Annotated in this window: 20 protein-coding genes; 15 read left to right on the top strand and 5 right to left on the bottom strand. The window is 72.0% G+C overall.

Features of this window, described 5'->3' with window-relative positions:
• Positions 1 to 65 precede the first annotated feature (65 nt).
• The gene (locus tag MTF65_RS25850; protein ID WP_243631339.1) at positions 66 to 983 is read left to right on the top strand and encodes a phosphatidylinositol-specific phospholipase C; all 918 of its coding nucleotides are present in this window, start codon (positions 66 to 68) and stop codon (positions 981 to 983) included.
• On the opposite strand, the gene MTF65_RS25845 is transcribed toward MTF65_RS25850, so the two are convergent.
• Genes MTF65_RS25845 through MTF65_RS25835 form a run of 3 tightly spaced genes read right to left on the bottom strand, consistent with a single transcriptional unit; the run spans position 963 to position 4,481 of the window.
• On the bottom strand, positions 963 to 2,573 hold the full coding sequence (locus tag MTF65_RS25845) for a cell wall metabolism sensor histidine kinase WalK (RefSeq protein ID WP_243631337.1): 1,611 nt from the start codon (positions 2,571 to 2,573) through the stop codon (positions 963 to 965). The genes MTF65_RS25850 and MTF65_RS25845 overlap by 21 nt on opposite strands.
• Positions 2,570 to 3,304 (bottom strand): response regulator transcription factor, encoded by a 735-nt coding sequence (locus MTF65_RS25840; protein ID WP_243631336.1) that lies wholly within the window; start codon positions 3,302 to 3,304, stop codon positions 2,570 to 2,572. Before MTF65_RS25840 ends, MTF65_RS25845 begins: the two co-directional genes overlap by 4 nt.
• A 52-nt stretch (positions 3,305 to 3,356) precedes the next feature.
• On the bottom strand, positions 3,357 to 4,481 hold the full coding sequence (locus MTF65_RS25835) for a S1C family serine protease (RefSeq protein ID WP_243631335.1): 1,125 nt from the start codon (positions 4,479 to 4,481) through the stop codon (positions 3,357 to 3,359).
• A 406-nt stretch (positions 4,482 to 4,887) separates the two neighbouring features.
• Between MTF65_RS25835 and MTF65_RS25830 the strand changes: the two genes are divergently transcribed.
• Positions 4,888 to 6,870 (top strand): transposase, encoded by a 1,983-nt coding sequence (locus MTF65_RS25830; protein WP_243631334.1) that lies wholly within the window; start codon positions 4,888 to 4,890, stop codon positions 6,868 to 6,870.
• Positions 6,871 to 6,879: 9 nt separating this feature from the next.
• Here the strand turns inward: MTF65_RS25830 and MTF65_RS25825 are convergent, their stop codons facing one another.
• Positions 6,880 to 7,902 (bottom strand): LacI family DNA-binding transcriptional regulator, encoded by a 1,023-nt coding sequence (locus MTF65_RS25825; protein ID WP_243631332.1) that lies wholly within the window; start codon positions 7,900 to 7,902, stop codon positions 6,880 to 6,882.
• 24 nt (positions 7,903 to 7,926) lie between these two features.
• Positions 7,927 to 8,766 carry a response regulator transcription factor gene (locus MTF65_RS25820; protein ID WP_243631331.1) on the bottom strand — a complete coding sequence of 280 codons (840 nt, stop codon included), beginning with the start codon at positions 8,764 to 8,766 and terminating at the stop codon, positions 7,927 to 7,929.
• Positions 8,767 to 9,235: 469 nt separating this feature from the next.
• Here MTF65_RS25820 and MTF65_RS25815 point away from each other — a divergent pair, with 469 nt between their 5' ends.
• From MTF65_RS25815 to MTF65_RS25760, 13 genes are all read left to right on the top strand, one after another.
• Positions 9,236 to 9,490, top strand: a complete 255-nt coding sequence (locus MTF65_RS25815; RefSeq protein WP_243631330.1) for a MoaD/ThiS family protein — start codon at positions 9,236 to 9,238, stop codon at positions 9,488 to 9,490.
• A 10-nt stretch (positions 9,491 to 9,500) separates the two neighbouring features.
• The gene (locus tag MTF65_RS30365; RefSeq protein ID WP_279399521.1) at positions 9,501 to 11,021 is read left to right on the top strand and encodes a hypothetical protein; all 1,521 of its coding nucleotides are present in this window, start codon (positions 9,501 to 9,503) and stop codon (positions 11,019 to 11,021) included.
• A gap of 153 nt (positions 11,022 to 11,174) precedes the next feature.
• Complete coding sequence (locus tag MTF65_RS25805) at positions 11,175 to 11,897, top strand: DUF2993 domain-containing protein (protein ID WP_243631328.1); 723 nt, start codon at positions 11,175 to 11,177, stop codon at positions 11,895 to 11,897.
• A 155-nt stretch (positions 11,898 to 12,052) separates the two neighbouring features.
• A complete protein-coding gene (locus MTF65_RS30755; RefSeq protein WP_350875872.1) occupies positions 12,053 to 12,142 on the top strand; it encodes an Ms5788A family Cys-rich leader peptide in 90 nt (29 codons plus the stop codon).
• 228 nt (positions 12,143 to 12,370) lie between these two features.
• Positions 12,371 to 13,216 carry a sulfurtransferase gene (locus MTF65_RS25800; protein ID WP_243631326.1) on the top strand — a complete coding sequence of 282 codons (846 nt, stop codon included), beginning with the start codon at positions 12,371 to 12,373 and terminating at the stop codon, positions 13,214 to 13,216.
• Between the two features lie 51 nt (positions 13,217 to 13,267).
• Positions 13,268 to 13,558 (top strand): DUF1416 domain-containing protein, encoded by a 291-nt coding sequence (locus tag MTF65_RS25795; protein WP_243631325.1) that lies wholly within the window; start codon positions 13,268 to 13,270, stop codon positions 13,556 to 13,558.
• A gap of 133 nt (positions 13,559 to 13,691) precedes the next feature.
• Entirely contained in the window at positions 13,692 to 13,955 is a 264-nt protein-coding gene (locus MTF65_RS25790) for a DUF3099 domain-containing protein (protein ID WP_243631324.1), read from the top strand.
• A gap of 112 nt (positions 13,956 to 14,067) precedes the next feature.
• Entirely contained in the window at positions 14,068 to 14,874 is an 807-nt protein-coding gene (locus MTF65_RS25785; protein ID WP_243631323.1) for a hypothetical protein, read from the top strand.
• Positions 14,871 to 15,740 (top strand): hypothetical protein, encoded by an 870-nt coding sequence (locus tag MTF65_RS25780; RefSeq protein ID WP_243631322.1) that lies wholly within the window; start codon positions 14,871 to 14,873, stop codon positions 15,738 to 15,740. Before MTF65_RS25785 ends, MTF65_RS25780 begins: the two co-directional genes overlap by 4 nt.
• Positions 15,737 to 16,741, top strand: coding sequence for a hypothetical protein (locus MTF65_RS25775; protein WP_243631321.1), 1,005 nt, complete (start codon positions 15,737 to 15,739; stop codon positions 16,739 to 16,741). Before MTF65_RS25780 ends, MTF65_RS25775 begins: the two co-directional genes overlap by 4 nt.
• Before the next feature lie 283 nt (positions 16,742 to 17,024).
• A complete protein-coding gene (locus tag MTF65_RS25770) occupies positions 17,025 to 17,597 on the top strand; it encodes an FABP family protein (RefSeq protein WP_243631320.1) in 573 nt (190 codons plus the stop codon).
• A gap of 92 nt (positions 17,598 to 17,689) precedes the next feature.
• A complete protein-coding gene (locus MTF65_RS25765; RefSeq protein ID WP_243631319.1) occupies positions 17,690 to 18,181 on the top strand; it encodes a Fur family transcriptional regulator in 492 nt (163 codons plus the stop codon).
• 48 nt (positions 18,182 to 18,229) lie between these two features.
• Complete coding sequence (locus tag MTF65_RS25760) at positions 18,230 to 19,198, top strand: folate-binding protein YgfZ (RefSeq protein WP_243631318.1); 969 nt, start codon at positions 18,230 to 18,232, stop codon at positions 19,196 to 19,198.
• Positions 19,199 to 19,219: the final 21 nt, after the last annotated feature.

Genomic DNA, 19,219 nt, shown 5'->3' with positions numbered 1-19,219 from the left:
GCCATTCCCTTTGCGGGATGGAGGAGTCACAATCCCGCCACCATTCGGTCGGCAAAGGGGCGGGCATGGCACTGGATCGGCGGGCGTTTCTGATCGGGGCGGCGGCGGTGGGCGCGGGCGCCGCCGCGGGATTAGGGGCGGCGGCACCGGCCACCGCCGCGACGCGGGGCACGGCACGGAGCGCGGTCGCAGGCACGGCGCGGGTACTCGGCACCCAGGACTGGATGGCCGGACTCGGCGACTCCACCGCCCTCCAGCGGATGACCGTCCCCGGCACCCACGACTCCGGCGCCCGGCAGGGCGGGCTGTACGTCGCCTGCCAGAACACCTCGATCGCCGAACAGCTCGACTCCGGGATCCGCTTCCTCGACGTCCGCTGCCGGGTGACCGGCGGCTCGTTCGCCATCCACCACGGCGCGTACTACCAGAACCTGATGTTCGGGGACGTCCTCGTGGCCTGCTGGAACTTCCTCGCCGCGCACCCCTCCGAGACCGTGCTGATGCGACTCAAACAGGAGTACTCCGGGGAGAGCGACGCCACCTTCCGGGCCGTCTTCGACGACTATCTGAACAACCGGGGCTGGCGGCCCCTGTTCCGGATCGCGGACACGCTGCCCACCCTCGGGCAGGCACGCGGCAAGGTGGTGCTCCTCGCGGACAACGGCGGGCTGCCCGGCCTGCGCTACGGGGACGGCAACGTCTTCGACATCCAGGACGACTGGAACGCCGAGCCCTTCGCCAAACGCGGCAAGATCGAGAACCACTTCCGCCGGGCCGTCCAGCAGCCGGGCAAGCTCTTCGTGAACTACACCAGCACCTCGGCGTACATGCCGCCGCGCTGGAACTCCGACCGCCTCAACCCGCAGGTCCACGCGTTCGTCGACGGCGGCGAGCTGGCCGGCCGGACCGGGCTCGGGATCGTCCCGATGGACTTCCCGGGCACCCGGTCGGGCCTGGTGGCCTCACTGATCCGGCACAACTGACGGCAGCGCGGGCCGGTCAGCCGGCGCGGGCCTCTCGGCCGGCGCGGGCCTCTCGGCCGGCGCGGGCCTCTCGGCCGGCGCGGGCCTCTCGGCCGGCGCGGACCTCTCGGCCGGCGGCGCTGCTGGCGGCGGGGCCGGTGGCGGGGCCGGTGGCGGGGCCGGCGGCGGGGTCGGCGGCGGGGTCGGCGCCCCCGGGATGCGGAGCACCGCCTCCGTACCCGCGCCGCCGTCCCGCGCCGCCCGCAGCTCGACGGTGCCGCCCGCGCGCCGCACCGTACGGTCCACGATCGACAGCCCCAGCCCACTGCCGGGCAGGGCGCGGGCGGAGGAGGAACGCCAGAACCGTTCGAACACGTGGGGCAGGTCCTCGGCCGGGATACCGGGCCCGTGGTCCCGTACGGTCAGCTCGCCGGCCCGCAGCGACACCTCGACCGTGCCGCCCGGCGGGCTGAACTTCACCGCGTTGTCCAGGACGTTGACCACTGCCCGCTCCAGCGCCGCCGCCTCGCCCCGTACGTACCAGGGCGCCACGTCGGAGGTGAAGTCCAGCTCGGGACCGCGCAGCCGGGCACGGGACAGCGCGCTCCGCGCGACCTCGTGCAGCGCGACCACCTGGAGCGGCCCGCTCGCCAGCGCGTCCGGGCGGGACAGCTCCTGGAGGTCCCCGATGAGCGCGGCCAGTTCCGTCATCTGCGCCTTGACCGAGGCCAGCAGCTCCCGGCGGTCCTCGGGCGGGATGGCCCGGCCGGTGCTCTCGCTGCGCGCGAGCAGCTCGATGTTGGTACGCAGGGAGGTCAGCGGGGTGCGCAGCTCGTGGCCGGCGTCGGCGATCAGCTGGGCCTGCCGCTCCTGGGAGGAGGCGAGCGCCGCCGTCATCGCGTTGAAGGAACGGGACAGGCGGGCGATCTCGTCCTCGCCGTCCACGGGGATCCGCACGGTGAGGTCCTCGGTGCGGGCGACGTGCTCGACGGCGTCGGTGAGTTCGTCGACCGGCCGCAGCCCGGTACGGGCCACCCACAGGCCGGCCGCGCCGGCGCCGACGACACCGATGCCGCTCACCAGGAGCAGGATCCAGGCCAGGGTGGACAGCGGCTTGTCGATGTCGGCGAGCGGCTTGGCGATGGAGATCGCGAACAGCTGGCCGTTCGCCTGCGCGGTCTGGGTGTAGACGCGCAGCGCGGTGCCGTCGGTGGTCGTCACGTCGTGCAGGGTGGGCTGGCGCTGCCCGGCGGCGATCTCCCGGTCCGTCTTGGTGACCGGCAGGGTGGACAGCCCGCCCACCCAGCAGTGGCCGCCGTCGGCGAAGACGATCTGGACGGTCGCGTTCAGGTTCCCGGCGATCTCCTGCGTCGGCCGGGCGGGCGTGGTCACGCAGCCGTCCCGCAGCACCCGTACCACCTGCGCGTTCGGGTTGGTCGCCACCAGGGAGCGGTCGAGCTGGTCGCCCAGCTGGGTCCGCACCATCACCCAGGAGACGGCGGCGACCGCCGCGACGGCCACCGCCACCGCGACCGTGACCAGCAGCGCGAGGCGGGAGCGCAGCGGCAGGGCGCGGAATCTCGCGGCGGGATTCAACGCGGAGGATCTCACTCGGGCCCGCTCTCGCCCGCGCGCAGTACGTAGCCCACCCCGCGCACGGTGTGGACGAGGCGGGACTCGCCGCCGGCCTCGGTCTTGCGGCGCAGGTACATCACGTACACGTCCAGGGAGTTGGAACTGGGCTCGAAGTCGAAGCCCCAGACGGTCTTGAGGATCTGCTCGCGGGTCAGGACCTGCCGGGGGTGCGCCAGGAACATCTCCAGCAGCGTGAACTCGGTACGGGTCAGCTCCACCGGGCGCCCGGCCCGGGTGACCTCGCGGGTGGCGAGGTCCATCCGCAGGTCGCCGAAGGCCAGCGTGTCCTCGGCGGTGGCGCCGTCGGCGGCCGCCCGGGCGGCGTACGAGCTGCGTCGCAGCAGGGCGCGGACGCGGGCGAACAGCTCGTCCAGCTCGAAGGGCTTCACGAGGTAGTCGTCGGCGCCCGCGTCGAGGCCGGTGACGCGGTCGCCGACGGTGTCGCGGGCGGTGAGCATCAGGATCGGGGTGACACTGCCGGCGGCGCGCAGCCGGCGGGCCGCCGTCAGACCGTCCATCCGGGGCATCTGGATGTCCAGGACGATCAGGTCCGGGGCGTACGAGGCCGCCTTGTCGAGGGCGTCGAGGCCGTCGACGGCGGTCTGCGCCCCGTACCCCTCGAAGGCGAGGCTGCGGCGCAGGGCCTCACGGACGGCCGGTTCGTCGTCGACGACGAGGATGCGCTGCGGGTCGCCTTCGGCGGTCATCTCGGTCCCCAGGGGTCGGTGGTGTCGGTGCTACCAGGCTCGCATGCGCCCCCTAGTAGGAGGTCCCGAAGCCGTTGCCGCCGTCGCTGCCGTTGCCGTTGCCGTTCCCGGTGCTGTTCCCGGGGCCGCCCTTGCGGAGGGAGTCCAGGTCGGCCTTGATGGTGTTCACCGGGATGGCGAAGCCGAGGCCCACGCTGCCGGCGGTGGAGCTGTCGCCGCCGGGGGAGTAGATCGCGGAGGGCATTCCGACGATCTCGCCGTTCATGTTGACGAGGGCGCCGCCGGAGTTGCCGGGGTTGAGGGAGGCGTCCGTCTGGATGGCCTTGTACGAGGTGGTGTTCGAGCCGGTGTTCCCGTTGAACTGGCGGCCGTCGTAGGAGAAGGGCCAGCCGCCGTCGGCGCCCTGCCGGTTCTGCGGGGAGCGCTGCTCGGACTTCGGTACGTTCACCTCGCGGTTCAGCGCGGAGACGATGCCGCTGGTCACCGTGCCGGTGAGGCGGTCGGGGGAGCCGATGGCCACGACCTGTTCGCCGACCTTGAGGCCGTCGGAGTTGCCGAGCTTGGCGGGCCTCAGGCCAGTGGCGCCCTGGAGCTTGATGAGCGCGAGGTCCTTGTCGGGGTCGGCGCCGACGAGCTTGGCGGCGTACTTCTTGCCGTCGCTCATCGTCACCTGGATCTGGCTCGCGCCGCTGACGACGTGGTTGTTGGTGACGATCTCGCCGTCGGCGGTGACGACGACACCGGAACCGGTGCCCTGGCCGGAGCCGGTGCGGGTGTCGATGCGGACCACGGAGGGGCTGACCTGCTCGGCCACGCCCGAGACGGTGCCGGTGCCGGTGCCGGTGTTGGACTGCGAGACGTTCGTACCGCTGACGCCGTTGCCGCCGGAGGCCTTGTCGCCGAGGAACTGCTCCACGGCGGCGGAGGTGCCGCCGCCGACGAGGGCGGCGGCGAGGGCCACGGCCACGAGCAGGCCGACGGGGCGCTTGGCGCGGGGGGCCGCCGGGGCGGTCTCGCCCTCGATCACCGGCGGCTGGTGTGCTTCGTGCCATCCGGGGGCCGGGGCGTACGCGGGCGGCGCGGGGTACGCGGCGTCCTGCCAGCCCTCGCCGAACGCGCGCTGAGCCGGGGAGTTCTCCTGCGGGTACTCGCCTTCGCGGCGGAAGCTCTCGGTCATGGACACGACTCTGTCCGCGCATCATGAGAGCTTCCTGAGTCTGACCTGAGAAGCCCGACAGAACCGCGTATGCCGGATATAAGGCCGCACGGCAAATCCAGCCCCGCCGGCGTTTGAGGCGTGGGGTCTGGGGCGGAGCCCCAGGAGGCCGGGCCGCGGGAAATGGCCAACGGCAGCCGGCGCAGGGGGCCGCGGGCCCGGATCGCCCGCCGACCGCCGACCGCCGACCAGCCGACCGCCGGAGGCTCACGTGGTTCCTTAGGGATCCGTGGTGATCGTGTGGTGTTCTCGCGGTGGTGTTCGTCCGGTGCGGGGTGCCGGATGTGGGTTCGTGGGTCGAATGGGTGACCTTTCGCGCGAGGTGTCGTTGATCGGATGACAGCACCGGTGGCAGGGGAGGTGGGGGTTGAGTCGGAAGGTGGCGCTCGCCGCGGGCCAGACCGCCCGGACCGCTTGTGCCCGTGGCCTGCTGCGGACGGGTGTGGATGAGCAGACCGGCGAGCTCATGTCCGGCTCCGTGCTGGCGGAGCGGGTCGGCTGGGCGGCCGGTCTGGTGGCCGCCATGGTCACCGAGCTGCTGGCCGACCACTGGAACGCCGCCGACGTGGAGTTGCTGGCCTCCGGGGTGGACGCGGGCGGGCGGAAGCTGCCGTCGAACGCGTGGATGGCTTTGCGGCGTCTGGGCTGGACCGCCGCGCCGCCCGAAGGTGTTCGGGTCAATGACCGGATCGTTCGCATGGCGCAGGAGCAGGCCGGACGTTTGCTGCGCTCGGCGCACTGGCGGGCCGACCTGACCGCCGGACTGCTCGCGGCCTGGCCCGCCGACCCCGGCAAGCGCACGCCGCAGGAGTGGGATGCGGTCCGCGCGGCGGTGTCGGACGGAGAGCATCTGCCGTCCAGCGTCATCACCTCCCGCACCCGGCAGATCGCCGCATTCGCCAAGAAGCACGGGCGGCTGCCGGTCGATGTGTTCGAGGTGGAGGGCGCGCCCAGGACGGCTCGGTTGCTGTTGCTGTCGGCGTGTGACGGGCAGCAGGCGACCAACGAACGTCACGAGACCGAGCCGGGTCGTGCGCTGTTGCGCTTGCAGCTGCCCACCCGCCCGGACCCGCAGTCCTATCGCGACTGGTCGTGGGTGGCCTGCCCGCTCACCCTGCCGCTGACGGTCCCGGCGGGCGCGGTGCTGCACCTGCCCACCTTGCGCCCGCACCAGGGCCGCGTCCGCGCCGACCTCGCCTACACGCACCCGGTGCCGAAGGCGGCCCGCACCGGGCACAGGGTCGCGTTGGGTGTGGACTGGGGCCTGAACACCCTGCTCAGCGCGGGCGCGGCCCGGCTGCACGACGACGGGCGGATCACCGCCCTCGGGGCCGGGGGCATGTTCCGGACGGCCGGAGTCCTCGCCAAGCAGCACCGGCTGCGCCGCCTGTCCGAGTTCTTGCATGCCAAGGCCGGCCACTACCAGCGGCTGACGGCCGGGGACGAACAGCACGCCCTGGCCGCCAAGCACACTGTTCTGAGCGATGAGATCGCGTACGTGTCCGCGCGCCGGTCGAACCTGAATGACGCCCTGGCGTGGGCCGCCGCGAGGTGGGCGCTGGATCAGGCCATCGCGGCCGGGGCGAGCGTCATCTACGTCGAGGACCTTCGCTCCATGGAAGCCCGTGGCATGGGCCGCACCATGAACACCCGTCTCTCCCAGCAGGTACGCGGGCAGATCGTCGAGCACATGCGGCACCTCGCCTCCGAGACCGGCATCGCCGTGGTCGCCGTCCCCGCCAGGAACACCTCCAGGCACTGCCCGGAATGCCTGACCCCGCTGCGGCACCGCAAGGCCCCCGACCGGCCCACCGTCCCCGGCTGGAAATGGGCCACCTGCCCGAATCCCGGCTGCGGCTGGCAGGGCGACCGCGACCAGGGTGCCTGGCAGCGCATCGCAGCGCGCGGACTCGCCCACCAGACCAAGACCGCCTGCGACCGCACCACCGGCGCGATGGCCATCCGCACCGTCGTGGACCGACTCGAAGCGGGCGCGGTCATCACACCCACCCCGCCGAAGATCAGCCGCGCCGACCGGTCCAAGACCGGTACGACGCGGCGGCAGACAGCACGCCCCGCGCCCAGGCGACGCAGGGCACCCTCCCCAGCACGGCCTTGCGGCCCTGCTGGCAAGCGTCCGGAGGGACACGCTCACACGGACCGGAAGCGGCTGCCCCGCGCAGCCCACCGGCACCAGGACGTGCCGACGATCAGCACACCCACCACCCGGCATCAGCCGCGAGGGGCGGCAGTGGGCGCGGGATTCCACCACCACGCCCACGCCACCCCACCACGGTGGGAACACGTCCCCGAACCAGACGCTCTGTCTGGCACAGGATCACTAAGCTGATCAGAGACGCTAACGGCAACCGCAGGAGCGGCGGATCACCAGGGCCGACGGGAACTGCTTCAGACGTTCCCGGCGGGAGCCGGCCACCCGCAGGCCGTCGTCCAGCACCAGATCCACCGCGGCCCGCGCCATCGCCGGGCGGTCCGAGGCGATGGTGGTCAGCGGCGGGTCCGTCAGCGCCGCCTCCTTGACGTCGTCGAAGCCCGCGACGGCCAGTTCCCCCGGCACGTCGATCCGCAGCTCCCGCGCCGCCCGCAGGACGCCGATGGCCTGGTCGTCCGTGGCGCAGAAGATCGCCGGGGGACGGTTCGGTCCGGACAGGACGTCCAGGGCCACCTGGTACGCGTCGTAGCGGTTGTACGGGGCCTCGAAGAGCCGGCCCTCCACCGAGCGGCCGGACTCCCGCATGGCCCGGCGCCAGCCCTCGACGTGGTCGGCCACCGGGTCGCCGACCGACGGGGTGTTCTCGACGCCGCCGATGCAGGCGACGTACTCGTGACCGTGTTCGAGCAGGTGCCGGGTCGCCAGCTGGGCGCCGCCGATGTCGTCCGTGATGACCGCGACGTCGTCGATGGCCTCCGGGCGCTCGTGCAGCAGCACCACCCGTGCGTCCCACGCCTCGATCTCGGACGCGGCGCGCTCGCTCATGCCCTGGCTGACCAGGATCAGCCCCGAGACCCGCATCCCCAGGAACGCCCGCAGGTAGTGGACCTCGCGCTCGTCCCGGTAGTCGGAGTTCCCGACCAGGACCATCTTTCCGCGCTCGGCGGCGGCCTGCTCGACCGCGTGCGCCATCTCCGCGAAGAACGGCTGGCGGGCGTCCGGGACGATCATGCCTATGAGGTCGGTGCGCCGCGACGCCATCGCCTGCGCGACCCGGTCCGGGCGGTAGCCCAGCTCCTTGATCGCGGCGAGGACACGCTCGCGCGTGGCCGGGGCAACCGGCCGGGGTCCGTTGTTGATGACGTAGCTCACGACGGCGGTAGAGGTACCCGCAAGTCGCGCCACGTCGTCCCGCGTCACCTTGGCCACGCGCGGAAGTCTACGCGGGGTGACCTACCTCTGGGCAGGGCGTCCTGCCGACTGGACGATCACGGGTGATTCGTCCGTCCGGGTGACGGCCGCCGCGGCCTGCGCGGCGACCTGCTGCTCTGCCTGCTGGGCCGCCTGCTGTGCCGCTTTCTGCGCCGCCTGGGCAGCCGCCTCCGCCGCGGCCCGCTCCACCTTCTCCGGCGTGACGAAGCGGTAGCCGACGTTACGGACCGTGCCGATCAGCGACTCGTGCTCGGGACCGAGCTTCGCCCGCAGCCGCCGTACGTGGACGTCCACGGTCCGGGTGCCGCCGAAGTAGTCGTAGCCCCAGACCTCCTGGAGCAGCTGGGCGCGGGTGAAGACCCGGCCGGGGTGCTGCGCGAGGTACTTGAGCAGCTCGAACTCCTTGAAGGTGAGGTCGAGGACCCGGCCCTTCAGCTTCGCCGAGTAGGTCGCCTCGTCGACCGACAGATCGCCGTTGCGGATCTCCATCGGGGAGTCGTCGGAGCCCAGCTGCTGGCGGCCGGTGGCCAGCCGCAGCCGCGCTTCGACCTCGGCCGGGCCGGCGGTGTCGAGGAGGACGTCGTCGATGCCCCAGTCGGCGGTGACGGCCGCCAGGCCGCCCTCGGTGACCACGAGGATCAGCGGACAGCCGGGCCCGGTGGAGCGCAGCAGCTGGCACAGCGACCGCACCTGCGGGAGGTCGCGGCGGCCGTCGACGAGGATCACGTCGGCGCCCGGGGTGTCCACCAGGGCCGGACCCTCGGCCGGGGCCACGCGTACGTTGTGCAGCAGCAGGCCGAGGGCGGGCAGCACCTCGGTCGACGGCTGCAGGGCGTTGGTCAGCAGCAGGAGAGAGCTCATGCCGGACCACCTGCCCCGGTGGAGAGGTTCTGCACGTCTCGCTGGTCCATCACGTCGGTTCCTCCTCGGTCCCGTCGAGGACTTTCGCGGCACTGCTTCGTACACGGCGCCCATCCGGCCCCGCGCCCTGAGGCCCGGATCGGCACCACTGTTCTCGTTTGTTCTCGTTCCGTTCAACGTGCTGAAAGCACAAAAGGACCCGGGGGCTACGTTGCCCGGATCCTCTACGCCGCCAGAATAGCCCACCGTCCCTTTCCGGGCCGAGGCTTCTCCCAATCTGTCTTCTGTGGTTCGCGACACCCTTAACCCCAACCCCAGGCTATGCCCCGTTTTCACCGGATCGGCGGCTTCGACGATGCTCCGGCCGGGGAGCCGGGGCGCATACGGGGCGCGTGGAGGCACACCGGGGTCGGTGGTCCGAGGGTTCATGATGGAGGCCGACGGTAGAGAGCCGACGATAGGAGCTGCAGTGGCAACCGGAACCATCCGCTACTGGGCGGCGGCCAAGGCCGCGGCCAAGACGGCGGAGGAGCCGTACTCGGCGCGGACACTGGCCGAGGCACTCGACGGCGTGCGGGAACGCCACCCCGGGGAGCTGACCCGGGTCCTGCTGCGCTGCTCCTTCCTCGTGAACGACGAGCCCGTGGGCAAGCGCCCGCACGATGCCGTCCTGCTGACCGAGGGGGGCACCGTCGAGGTGCTCCCGCCGTTCGCGGGCGGGTGAGCGGAACCCGATGAGTACTCCCGAAGAGCAGAACCAGCAGCAGCAGAACCATCAGCAGCACCCGCAGGACCCGTACGGGACCCAGACCTGGCAGTCGGAGACCTGGGACACCAGCTACCAGCCGGTGCACCCGCCGCTGGGCGGCGTGCCGGGGCAGCCGGTGGCCCCGGAGGGGTGGTTCCGCGACGAGGCCCCCCCGGTTCCGCAGCAGCCCGCACAGCCCGAGTGGCCCGAGGCCGCGCCGTGGCCGCAGGGCGCCGGTGCCGCTGCCGGTGCCGCTGAGCAGACGGCGTACCTGCCGCCGGTCCAGCAGCCGCAGCCGCAGCAGCAGCCGCAGCAGTCGGTGGCGCCGGACAGCTGGTTCCGCGAGGAGGCCCCGCAGGCTCCGCAGCAGCCGGTCGCGCCGTCGGAGTGGTCCCAGGCCGGGGCGTGGCCGCAGGGCGAGGCCGTCGCCGAGACGGCGTACCTCCCGCCGGTCCAGCAGCAGCCGCAGCAGCAGCCGCAGGCGGTGGCGCCGGACAGCTGGTTCCGCGAGGAGGCCGCGCAGCAGCCGGTCGCGCCGTCGGAGTGGTCGCAGGCCGGGGCGTGGCCGCAGGGCGAGGCCGTCGCCGAGACGGCGTACCTGCCCCCCGTGCGCGAGGCCGCCGCCGAGCAGACGGCGTACCTCCCGCCCCAGGCCGCCGCCCCGGTCGAGCCGGTGGCCCCGGCGGAGCCCCTGGCGCCCGGCGCCGAGCCCGAGTACTCCCCGCCCACCCTGGCGGGCAACACCCTGCGCGCCGTCGATCCCGCCCAGGCCCGCGCCGAGGGCAGGTCGCCGATCATCGACCCCGGTCCGCAGTCGGCCCTGCTGACCGCCGCGCTCGGGATCCTGCTTGCCGTGGCCGCCGCCCTGGGGCAGTACGCCCTGCTCCTGCCGCTGATCGCCCTGCAAGGCCTCACCGCGGCCGGCTGGTTCCGCCTCAACGGCATGTGGCCGGCCCGCCAGGGCATCGCCCTCGCCTTCCTCGGAGCCCTGGTCGCCGACGCGGCCGTGCTCGCGGTGGACCGTACGTACGGCCCCGGCGCGATCATCGGCACCCTCGGCGCCTGGGTGCTGCTCACGCTGGTGCTCCAGCTCCGCAGCCACGCGGACCCCGACGAGCGGATGTACGGGCTGATGGCCTCGGTGGCCGCCGCCGCCCTCGCCATCGTCTGCGCGGGCTACCTGGCCGCCGGGTCCGACGCCGTCACCATCGGCGGTGTCGCCGTCGCCGCTGCCGTCTTCGCTCGGGCGCTGCCGCTGCCCACCGCGCCCTCCGTCGGCGTCTCGCTGGCCTCGGCCGCGGGTGCGGGCATCGCCGTCGGCGGGCTGACCGTCGGGGCGGGCGGCGGTGCGCTGCTCGGCCTGGTCGCCGGGGTGTGCGCGCTGATCGGGCTGCGCGTGGCCGCGTACGACTATCCGTCCAAGTTCGTGCACATGACGGCCGGGGTCGCGCTGCCGCTGGCCGTCGCCGCTCCCGCCGTGTACCTGATCGGCCGGGTGGTGGGCTGACCGACCGACCGGCTGACCTTGACCGGTCGGCCGACCGGCCGGCGGGGCGCTCGGGCCGGGCCGCCGGGCGCCTCCTGTCCACCCCCAAGGTCACGGCATGGTCACGGCGTGGTCCACTAGAACGCACGTACCGATCTACAGGGGGAGGGACACGTGCGCGCTCTGCGTGTCGTTGTGATCATCGGAGTGATCCTGGGGGCGCTCCTCGCGGGCGCCGACCGCTGGGCGGTCGGCTACGCCGAGGACCGGCTGGCCGACCGCATCCAGGCCCGGCAGGGGCAGGTGGGAGGCGCGGAGGTGGAGATCCACGGGTTTCCCTTCCTCACCCAGGCGCTCAGCCGCGACCTCGACCAGGTCGATCTGAAGCTCAAGGACGTCGAGGCGACCGCCGACGGCCGCAAGACGCGGCTCTCGCGGCTCGACGCCAGCTTCCGCGGGGTGAAGCTCGACGGGAACTACAGCGGCGGCACCGCCGAGCGCGCGGAGGGGACCGCGCTCATCACGTACCCGGACCTGACCGAGGCCGAGGCCGCGCAGAGCGGTGTGACGCTGACCTACGGCGGCGCCCCGGGCAAGGTGAAGGTGACCGCGAAGGTGGACGTCCTCGGCAAGACGCTCACGCGCAGCGTGGTGTCGACCGTCACCCTCGTCGACGCCAAGGACGCGCGGGGCGGCAAGATCGTCCGGGTTCGCGCCGACCAGGTCCCGGGTGAGGGCATGCCCGGCATCGAGAACATGATCCGCAAGAAGACCGACTTCGACCGGCGGCTCGACGGCGGCCTCCCGGCCGGGCTCCAGCTGTCCGCGCTGACCTCGGACGAGAGCGGCGTCCACCTCACGCTGAGCGGTACGGACGTGGCGCTGGCCGGATCGTGAGACGGCGCGGTCCGATCCGCAGAAAGGCGGGCCGCACGGAGGGTCCCGGAGGCGTCGCGGCGGCCTCTCCGGCGCTCTCGTTCCCAGTATTCGGACGATCCTGTCTCGGAATATGACACACCGGTGACAGGGCGGCTGATTCGTCCCTACGATCCATGGCTATGAAGCATCAGCAGGCGGACCTCACGAAGCGACGGGCAGTAGACCTGTGTCGCGTCGCCGCCATGCTCTGTCGATCCATGTGACATGTGAGCGCGTCGCATTCGACATCCGACGCACTTCGCTCCATCAGCCGGACGACGGCCTTCCAGGCCCTTCCCCGCGTGACCACTCCCGCCTTCCGCCTCCCGCCCCCTGACGCCTCCCCGCGCAGGGTCTGAGAGCGACATCCGGAACGGCACGCACCAGCACCAGCACCGCCCCGCAGCAGCACCAGCACCGCCCCGCCGCACACTGCCCCGGAGGAGAACACCATGAGCCGCAGCGACGTCCTCGTAGACGCCGACTGGGTCGAGGCCCACCTGAACGACGCCGACGTCGTCATCGTCGAGGTGGACGAGGACACGTCCGCGTACGACAAGAACCACATCACCAACGCCGTCCGGATCGACTGGAAGCAGGACCTCCAGGACCCGGTCCGCCGCGACTTCGTGGACCAGGAGGGCTTCGAGAAGCTCCTCTCGGCCAAGGGCATCTCCAACGACGACACCGTCGTCCTCTACGGCGGCAACAACAACTGGTTCGCGTCCTACGCGTACTGGTACTTCAAGCTCTACGGCCACCAGGACGTCCGCCTGCTCGACGGCGGCCGCAAGAAGTGGGAGCTCGACTCCCGCGACCTGGTCGACGGCAAGGACGTCCCGAACCGCCCGGCCACCCAGTACAAGGCCAAGCCGCAGGACGCCTCGATCCGCGCCTTCCGCGACGACGTCGTGGCCGCGATCGGCTCCCTGAACCTGGTCGACGTCCGTTCGCCCGACGAGTTCTCCGGCAAGCTGCTCGCCCCGGCGCACCTCCCGCAGGAGCAGTCGCAGCGCCCCGGCCACGTGCCGAGCGCCCGCAACATCCCGTGGTCGAAGAACGCCAACGACGACGGCACCTTCAAGTCGGACGAAGAGCTGACCGCGCTCTACGAGGCCGAGCAGGTGGACCTGGCGAAGGACACCATCGCCTACTGCCGCATCGGTGAGCGCTCCGCGCTCACGTGGTTCGTGCTGCACGAGCTCCTGGGCCAGGAGAACGTCAAGAACTACGACGGCTCGTGGACCGAGTACGGCTCGCTCGTCGGCGTGCCGATCGAGCTCGGCGCCAACAAGTAATCCCGGGCACGCGACGCCCTCGTACGAACTCTCTAGGACAGGACAGAGAACATGTGTGGAGCACAGATCGGCGGGCCCGACCTCGCGACGATCAAGCCCGGTGAGACCGCGATCCAGGGCCAGGTGACCAAGAACGGCGAGCCCGTCAGCGGCTACGTCCGCCTGCTGGACTCGACCGGCGAATTCACCGCCGAGGTCCCCACCACGGCGACCGGCCAGTTCCGCTTCTACGCGGCCACCGGCACCTGGACGCTGCGGGCGCTCGTCCCGGGTGCCCAGGCGGACCGCGCCGTCGTGGTCGCCGAGGCCGGCGGAGTGACGGACGTCGCCATCGCGGTCTGATCCGCATGCGCTCGACGTGAACGACCGGCCGAAGGGCCGCACCCCAGGGGTTGGACGCCACTGGAACGGGGTGCGGCCCTTCGTGCCGTTCCGCGCCATTTCCGAGGGCGGCATCCGGTTCTACCCTGAAGGTATGTACGCCCGGCGTCGCCGCGTCTACTTGCTGCTCATGAGCGGATGTCTGTTCCTCTTCGTCTCCGCCTGGTCTTTCGTGCGCTTTCTGTCGGTGGAGGCCGCCGTCGCCCTGTGCGTCGTCGCCATGATCATCCCGCCGGTCGCCGCGGTGATCGCGAACCGGCGCGGCCCGGACGACCGCTGGTGGGACGACCCCTCCGGTGATCCGAAGTCCGACGAATGGTGGGACGAACTGGACGGAAAGCGGCGTCACGAGGACTGAAACCCGGTAGTTCAAATTGTAATAAGAATGCGTACAACTGCTTATCCCCCCAGCCTGTCTTGGGTGTGCGCGGGTAAACGAACCTGCGCCTCCAGTCCTGTGGGGGACATCCTTGGAACACGAACAGACCCTTCCCGAGCCGCTGAAAGCGGGCGAGAAGGGGCCGGACTCGGACATGGCGATGGCGACTGTGCCGCGCCGCCGACGCCGGGGCCGCACGACCCTTCTCATCGCCGCCGCCCTCGTCCTCGGCGGCCTCGCCGGCACGGCCACCGGCTACGCGATCCAGTACGACCGCGAGCCCACCCCGCTGCCCCCGCTGGCGCGGCAGTCGCTGGACACGCCGAAGGCGCTGGCCCCGGACGAGGCCACCACGCGCAAGACGATCAACGCCAACCGCTGGCACAAGACCGACGGCGACCTGTCCAAGCTGCTGGTCGAGGCACCGTCCGACGCGAAGGTCCTCGCGCGCCCCGGTTACGAATCCTTCGACCTCTTCGCGACGACCTTCGAGAGGCCGGACTCGGCCATCCGGTATTGGGCCACGAACGGCTTCCGGCGCGCCGCCACTACCGTGTGGTCGCAGAACGACCGTGTGATCATCGAGATCCGGCTGCTGCAGTTCGACGATTTCTCCAGCGCGGACGAATATCAGCACGAGCAGTCGGTCTACATGCCCGAGAAGAAGTACGCGGGCAATGACGGCGCGGCCATCCCCGGCGTCCCCGCCGACCTCGGCCACGTCTGGGTGGACTCCAAGGCCGAAGAGGAGCCCGGGTACGAACCGTTCCGCAGCGCCCGGGCGATCGTCCGCCGGGGCGACGTCGTCCTGGACATCCACTACGGCGACAACCGGGGCGGCAAGATCACCGAGGCCGATGTCATCGACCTGGCCAAGCGACAGCTGGAGCGACTGTGACCGAGCCGCAGAACGACACGAACCCGGCTCCGGCCGTCACGGACGCCACGGCCGCGACCGCCGTCACGGACGCCACGGCCGCGACCGCCGTCACGGACGCCACGGACGCGACTGCCGCGCCCACGGCCGGACGCGGGAAGGCCGGCCCCCTGGTGGTCGGCGGGCTGAGCCTGGCCGTCCTCGTGGGCACCGGGGTCTGGGCGTCCGGCACGATCGCCGACGCCGACCGCAGCGCGCCCACCGCCTACTGGGCCCCGGCCGGCGCGCAGCCGCCCAAGACGGAGAAGCCCGGGCCCGTGCCGGGCAACCCCCTTTCGGCCAAGCTGCTCCCGCTCCCGCGCACCTACACGCTCGGCCCCGACCTCGGCGCCGACGGCAACGACTTCTTCATCTCGGGCGAGCAGGCCGTCGAAGGCTTCAAGGAGGCCCGGAAGGGCCTGTCCAGCTCGGAGCGCAAGAAGCGCGACGACGTACTGGCCGACCTCGAACTCAAGGGCCAGGCCGGGCGCAGCTACGCCGAACTGGGCGGCGACATGGTCGTGGAGGTCCGCATCCTTCAGGCAGACCCGAAGGCCCTGGACAGCTTCTCCGAGATCTCGAAGAAGCTCCTCGACGTCATCGGCGACGACGACCGGGACGCGCCGAAGGTGGACGGCTTCCCCAACGCCAAGTGCTCGCTGCTCGCGGTCGGCGAGGAGGAGGAGAAGGAGAAGAAGGTCGACTCCCTCTACTGCGTCGCCGTCGAGGGCGACGTGATGGTCAATTTCCGTGCGTACGGGCCCAAGCCCGGCTTCTCGAAGTCCGACGCCGCCGGGTTCCTGAAGAACCAGCTGAGCCACCTGAAGTCCCCCGGGGAGTCCGCGTGACCGAGCAGAACACCGCCGGGGCCGACACCGCCCCGGCGGCGACCGTCCCGGCCGACGCCGCAGCGGCGGCCCCGGCCCCGGCCGAAGTCACGGTGCTGGACACGCCCCCGGCGGACTCCGTTCCGGCGGACGCCATCGCGGCCGACGCCGTCCCGGCCGACGCCGTCCCGGCCGACGCCGTCCCGGCCGACGCCGTTCCGGCCGAAGCCCCCGCGGCGGCCCCGGCACCGGCCGCCCCGCCCAAGGACCGCCGCAAGCTGTTCGCGTTCCTGCGCTGGAGCGCCGCCGTCCTCGTCTTCGGCGCCGCCGGCACCGCGGCCGCGTACGGCGTCGCCCAGCCCGAGCGCACCGACATCCCCGGCCTCTCCACCCGGAACGACGGCCGCTGGATCTACCCCGTCCTGGCCAAGCCCACCCCGCCCCCCGGTGCCCCGCTGCCCTTCGCCAAGGACAACGAGGACGGCATCCACTACGCCGGCCTGACCCAGCTGCTCCTGCCCGCTCCGAAGGGCTCCGCCCCGGACGCCGGGCTGAAGCTGGAGAAGGACTCGGTGGTCACCGTGGACACCTTCCTGGAGGAGTACGAGGGCACCGCCCGCGCGGAGATGAAGCAGGGGTTCACCGACAACGGGCTGCGCCAGATCGTGGGCCGCGGCTGGACCACCCCGGACGGCACCCGCACCCGCGTCTACCTGCTGCGCTTCCACGCGTCGGGGTTCGCGGACACCTTCGAGGGCTGTGGCCCCGACATGAACCTGGCCGGTGTCAACCGGATCGAGACGGACAGCGCCTGGGGCAAGGCCAAGGTGGCGCAGAGCCCCCCGGACACCAGCGGCGTCACGATCCTGGAGGAGTCCGCCCCGGTCGGCGACGAACAGACCAAGGCCGGATGCGTCCAGTCCGGGGACGTCCGGGCCGTGATCCTCCAGACCCGCAAGGGCCAGGTGGCGTCCGTCCCGCTCCACCAGACGGTGATCCTCCAGCACCAGCTGCTGGGCTGACGGCCGCCCCGCCGGCTGCCGTGCGGCCTACCTCACGGAGTGCGCCGGTCCCCGGGCCAGTAGGCTTGGGGCCGGCCCCGTAACGCCAACCCATCCGAGGAGCACCCCGTGCTTGAGGCAGTCTTCACCTCCCTGCTGGTCCTGGTCTGCGTCGGCGTTCTCGCCTTCACCGGTCTGGCCGTGAAGAAGCTGTACCAGGGCCAGCGCTGATCCCCCCGGATCAGCCGCCCGCCACGCCCCGGATCCCGGAACCCCTCCCCACAGATCGCCTGAGCAGCCAACCATGATCCAGATCCCGTCCGACCTGAACCCGGGCCTCGTCCCGCTCGCCTTCCTCCTCGGTGCCTGGGAAGGAGCGGGCGTCTTCGACTTCCCCGGCGAGGAGAAGTGCAACTTCGGCCAGGAAGTGGTCTTCCGCCACGACGGCCGGGACTTCCTGGAGTACACCTCCCGCACCTGGGCGCTCGACGTCGAGGGCAACAAGGTGCGGCCGCTCGAATCCGAGTCCGGGTACTGGCGCATCGACAAGGACCGCCAGGTGGAGATCGTCATGGTCCGCGACCAGGGCGTCGTCGAGGTCTGGTACGGCGAGCTCGCCGACCAGAAGCCGCAGATCGACGTGATCACCGACGCGGTGGCCCGCACCGCCGCCTCCGGCCCGTACAGCGGTGGCAAGCGGCTCTACGGCTACGTCAAGGGCGACCTGATGTGGGTCGGAGAGAAGTCCACCCCGAATGTCGAGCTGCGCCCGTACATGTCGGCCCAGCTGAAGAAGGTCGTCACGCCCGAGGAGGTCGCCGACATGGCGCGCAACCTCCCCGACATGCCGGACGACGGCATCGCCTTCTTCCGCTGAGCCGGGCGACCGGGCGACCGGCCGACCGGGCGACGACGAAGGGGACCGCGGGACGCGACCGCGGTCCCCTTCGCGCGCTCTACACTGGCCGGGTGGGGAGCACCGGATACACCGAAAGTACCGACAGCACCGACAGCACCGACTGGAAGACCGACCTGCGGCAGCGCGGATACCGGCTGACACCGCAGCGGCAGCTTGTCCTGGAAGCGGTCGACCGTCTGGAGCACGCCACCCCCGACGAGATCCTCGCCGAGGTGCGCAAGACCGCCTCCGGCGTCAACGTCTCCACCGTCTACCGCACGCTGGAGCTCCTGGAGGAGCTCAAGCTGGTCTCGCACGCCCACCTCGGGCACGGCGCGCCCACGTACCACCTCGCCGACCGGCACCACCACATCCACCTGGTCTGCCGCGACTGCACCGAGGTCATCGAGGCGGACCTGGACATCGCCGCCGACTTCACCGCGAAACTGCGCACGACGTTCGGGTTCGAGACGGACATGAAGCACTTCGCGATCTTCGGGCTGTGCCGCGAGTGCGCCGCCAAGCACCGCGCCGGACAGGCCGGGCAGGCCGGACAGGCCTAGCCGGACACGCCTGGGGGCGTTTCCCGGCAGGGCCGTACGCTTGGTGCCATGACCAGCAGCCCCTTGCTCCATCTCCCCGGCGCCGTACAGGCCGAAGGCCGTGACGAGGGCGTCGCCGCCCACTACGGCGAGCTGTACGGAGAACAGCGCGCCCTCGCCGACGGCCGCGGCTTCGTGGACCTCTCCCACCGAGGCGTCGTCACCGTCACCGGACCGGAACGGCTGAGCTGGCTGCACCTGCTGCTCACCCAGCACCTCACCGACCTCCCCGCCGGCCAGGCCACCGAGGCGCTGATCCTCTCCGCGCACGGCCACATCGAGCACGCCCTGTACCTCGTCGACGACGGCGAGACGGTCTGGGCGCACGTCGAGCCGGGCACCCAGGAGGCGCTGATCGCCTACCTGGAGTCGATGAAGTTCTTCTACCGCGTCGAAGTCGCCGACCGCACCGCCGAGTTCGCCGTCGTGCACCTGCCGGCCGGCTCCATCGCCGAGGTGGACAAGGAGTACGTCGTACGGGAGACCCCGTACGGCCGCGACGTCTTCCTGCCGCGCGCCGACCTGGAGGCCTTCGCCGCCGGCCACGGCCCGGCCGCCGGGCTCCTCGCCTACGAGGCCCTGCGCGTGGAGGCGCACCGGCCGCGGCTCGGCCTGGAAACCGACCACCGCACCATCCCGCACGAACTCGGCTGGATCGGCACCGCCGTCCACCTCCAGAAGGGCTGCTACCGCGGCCAGGAGACCGTGGCCCGCGTCCACAACCTGGGGAAGCCGCCGCGCCGCCTCGTCTTCCTGCACCTGGACGGCTCCGAGGTGCTGCTCCCGGCGCACGGCACGCCCGTCCGGCTCGCCGCCGACGGGGAGGAGGGCCGCCAGCTGGGCTTCGTGACCACCGCGGTACGCCACCACGAGCTCGGCCCGATCGCGCTCGCGCTGGTCAAGCGGAACGTGCCGGTGGACGCCCCGCTGCTGGTGGGGAAGACGGCCGCCGCGCAGGAGGTCGTCGTAGCGCCGTAGCGCGGTAGCCCCGTACGGCCC

The organism is Streptomyces sp. APSN-46.1 (genome assembly GCF_022815725.1).
Classification (GTDB): Bacteria; Actinomycetota; Actinomycetes; order Streptomycetales; family Streptomycetaceae; genus Streptomyces.
This window is presented reverse-complemented; position numbering and strand designations above follow the sequence as displayed.